This window comes from Cupriavidus sp. 01L45, from assembly GCF_056399885.1.
Genome location: NZ_JBFTSG010000137.1, coordinates 1 through 3439, shown reverse-complemented (window position 1 = coordinate 3439; position 3439 = coordinate 1). Strand labels below are relative to the sequence as shown.

At 57.3% G+C, this 3439-nt stretch carries 3 protein-coding genes; 1 reads left to right on the top strand and 2 read right to left on the bottom strand.

What is annotated here, in order from left to right:
* Positions 1–1019 precede the first annotated feature (1019 nt).
* The gene (locus tag AC1DT6_RS40310; RefSeq protein WP_477115610.1) at positions 1020–1532 is read left to right on the top strand and encodes an ATP-dependent DNA ligase; all 513 of its coding nucleotides are present in this window, start codon (positions 1020–1022) and stop codon (positions 1530–1532) included.
* Between the two features lie 65 nt (positions 1533–1597).
* On the opposite strand, the gene AC1DT6_RS40305 is transcribed toward AC1DT6_RS40310, so the two are convergent.
* Both AC1DT6_RS40305 and AC1DT6_RS40300 read right to left on the bottom strand, forming a co-directional pair.
* A complete protein-coding gene (locus AC1DT6_RS40305; protein WP_477115609.1) occupies positions 1598–2182 on the bottom strand; it encodes a hypothetical protein in 585 nt (194 codons plus the stop codon).
* Positions 2183–2369: 187 nt separating this feature from the next.
* Positions 2370–3404, bottom strand: coding sequence for an IS630 family transposase (locus tag AC1DT6_RS40300; RefSeq protein ID WP_477115608.1), 1035 nt, complete (start codon positions 3402–3404; stop codon positions 2370–2372).
* Positions 3405–3439: the final 35 nt, after the last annotated feature.

Below are 3439 nucleotides of genomic sequence, written 5' to 3'. Positions count from 1 at the left end.
GCTCCCTACGACGCGCCCAGCGTCAACTCTCTCTCCATCGTTATCCTGATATCCCGAGGCAGACCTGTGCCGAATCTCGACGCTCGCTCACGCGACGCCGCCGATATCTGACGCCGYCAGATTTGTGCGGATTCACACCGCCATCGACATCAGAGCACTGCCGCCACGTATTGGCCGTTGCGTTTGACGAAAAGCGGTGTTGCGCTTGAACCCGCAAGGGTCGGTAAGACCCCGGTCACGTCCCACTGATGCGGGCAATCCTCCAGCGCGCCCATTGCGCTGTGGAAGAACGCCGACGCGGCAGGGATCGCAGTGTTGCCTGGCCGTGCTATGTTCTGCTATCCACGAGCCACTATCGCGACCACTGTATGTCTGTGAAAGAGACCAGCGAAAAGCACTTTCTCCAAGGTTTCAGTTCTGCGCAGGGAGGCCTAGCGGCGGAAACGTGCCCGTACGAGTATGTACCGGTAGACCAGGAAGCAAACATCGAACGGGTTACCGCACCCGCGAATTGGAAACAGGGCTGGCAGTTCGGCAGGTTCGTTGCCATTCAGCGGCTACGAAGGGAGAAGTCCGAAGAGATACGGAATGCGATCCAAGCGATTTTTCTGCACGAAGCCGCCTACTCCGAAATGCAGCGCACAGTCAATCAAGGCCTATTGAAGGCAGGACTCAGGTACTTCACGGCTAGGAGAGGCTCCAATCAGTTGGCTCGGCAGATACAGCAAAGCAAGGAGTTTCGGCTACTGCAGGATCTCCACATTGAGCTGTACCTACCATGGCGGCCCAGCGAGCAACCGTACTTCAAGCTATTTGATAGGCAGCTCCAGGTGTTTGGATTCCGTAGCGAGGAAGAGACTCTGCGCCAATTGCTTGCGAGGTATGGTGATCGCCATGGAGTCCGGGCTGCTTGGCATGAGTACGTTCATGCTGAGCCAATAGAAACAATGGTTCCAGCCTCAGCACTCAGCCGATCGCAACACTAAACGAGTTGCATATAAAAGTAAGATGGGTACCGCATGCTGGCCGCGACCAGCCCTGTCGCGCTGAAGACGCAAGGCGGTGCGGATGCGACGGCCTGGTTTCCCGAGCTGGCGGCCGCGCTATCGAACTTACCGCCTGGGGCGCATATTTTAGACGGCGAGGTGACCGTGCTTGACGAGATTGGTCGATCAGACTTCAATCGGGTACATGCGCGCGCCCTGCGTCGGCGCTGGTACCCTAGCGCCGATCCTGTGGTCCTATGTGCTTTTGATCTGCTAGCCCACAAGGGGCAAGACATTCGCGCCCTTCCCATCGAGGAGCGCAAGCGCCGATTGCGCGATCTCCTAGCCGGCGCTGAGCGAAGCATCCTTTTCGTGGACAGCGATCCTGATGGCGAATGGCTTTTCAGCGCCGTGCTGAGCCTGAACTTAGAGGGCGTGGTCGCCAAGCGGGCCGGCAGCGCCTACGTGGCGGGCGAATCCTCGGACTGGCTCAAAATCAAGCGCCCAGGTGCGGTACAGCAGGGCAGCTTTCATCGCTCCAACTGATCGGCTTGCCTTGGCAAGGGTCCCGGAAAGAAGGACTGTCCCACGATAAAGGGTAGCCCCGACCGTCAGTTTCTGATGCTGATTTCTTGCGCCGGTCTGCTGCTATTGAATTTGAGTTGCAGCCTCGCGGGACGCTTCAGGACAGGTCCCAAAATGAGAGTGTCCACTCCATTTTTCCGTTCAAACCGATACACATGATGCCCACCAAACTTTTCGGTGCTCGGAACAGGCGTTCCATCCGCCTCGAACATGGCCCAGCTGTTGTTGTACTTCCCGTAGAGATTGCCGTAGATCGTGTTGTCGAGAAGCTTCTGCACCTTCCCATCTAACTCTTCTTTTGAGCACTGGGTTGTCGGATTGAAGAAGCCGCGCGATTTGCAGGACATGCCCAACTTCTCGTTGGCAAGTGCCTGCGCGTCGACGGTGACCCTCACGAAGTATCCGTCTTGAGGTCTGAAGGACACCATATCTGTCCTGGTAAAGCCCTTCCCGTTCGAAGACGAGCAGCAGTAGCTGTCACGTTGCGCGTCCGTCAATCCCTCAGCTTTTAGTTGACGGTAGGTCAATACATCGGCGGCCCTCAGCACGTCGGTCCCGGCACTCACCACGCTCGGAGATGCCAACAGCAATGCCATATACAGCGCTTTCACGATAAGATCCTTCCCTTATGCAACGGCGTCCAAGTGCCTGCGTTGTCCAAATTGTGGCAGACGTCCGGTTACGGCTTCCCGAAAATCCATCCCTGTCACCCACGTGCGGAAGGCAAAATCGACCAGGATCGGTCCCGCCTCACCGATTCCGACCGGCACTGCGGTACTAACTTTTCAGAAAGTATTGTCAGGCCGCAGCGTATTGGCACTCCGGCTGGCGAAAGAACGACTTGACTAACTCAGGCAGTCGTTGAATGCGACGTAACGCACTTCTCGCCAATTTCTTCATTTCGTTCTTTCCCTGGACTAAACGCTTGGAGACTTGCCGCTTCACGTGCGCCCACACCTGCTCGTCGGGGTTCAGATGAGGAGAATACGGCGGCAGGTAGAACAGCTTCAGCCGGCCTTGCTCACTTTCGACGTATGTTTTGACTAGCTTGCTTCTGTGTACCGGATGCCCGTCCACCACCACAAAAACCGGCTTGGTCGCGCCGATCATCAATCGCTTGAGAAACTCGATAAACACCGTCGTATTGACGGAGCCGTCATGCACCATGAAACGGAACTCCCCACGTGGACTGACTGCCGAGATCATGTTCAGCGAGAAGCGCCGGCCGGTCACGCCAACCACAGGTGTCTGGCCACGCGGCGCCCAAGTCGTACCGGTGTGATAATCCGAGCGAATGCCCGCCTCATCCACGAAGTAGATCGTTGCGCCCGCCGCTCGCGCCTGAGCCCGGATCTCCGGATAGGTCTCAATTTCCCACTGCCGCACCAGCTTGGCGTCCTGCTGCCAAGCCTGATAGAGCGGCTTCTGCGCACTGAATCCCAGCAGCTTCATGATCCGGCTGACCGAGGCCAGCGACAACTTCTTGCCGAATTGGCGATGGATCAGCTCACCGATCAGCGACAGCGTCCACAGCCCGAACTCGAACTTGTACTGCAGCGGCGTGTTGTCCCTGATTGCCTTGGCCAGCCAGCGCATTTCCTCGGCGCTGATCTTTGGTGGGCGGCCGGGTATCGGCTTAGCCAGCAGCGCCGTCTGCCCGCCGTTGGCAAAGTCGGCCAGCCAGCGATAGACGCTGCGCACATTGACACCAAAGGCCGCAGCCACGCTTTCTACCGTCTGACCTTCGCGAATAGCCTTCACTGCCTGCTGCCGCATTACCTGCAAGGCTTGATGCTCGATCGACCGAGCATCCGAGTTTCGTTTGCATTTCATGAAAGCATTGTCTCACATGACAATACTTTCTAAAA

What these genes read in the sequence shown, in the direction of transcription:
- AC1DT6_RS40310 (WP_477115610.1), top strand. Translation starts at nt 1,020, where the DNA reads ATGCTGGCCGCGACCAGCCCTGTCGCGCTGAAGACGCAAGGCGGTGCG.
- AC1DT6_RS40300 (WP_477115608.1), bottom strand. Translation starts at nt 3,404, where the DNA reads ATGAAATGCAAACGAAACTCGGATGCTCGGTCGATCGAGCATCAAGCC.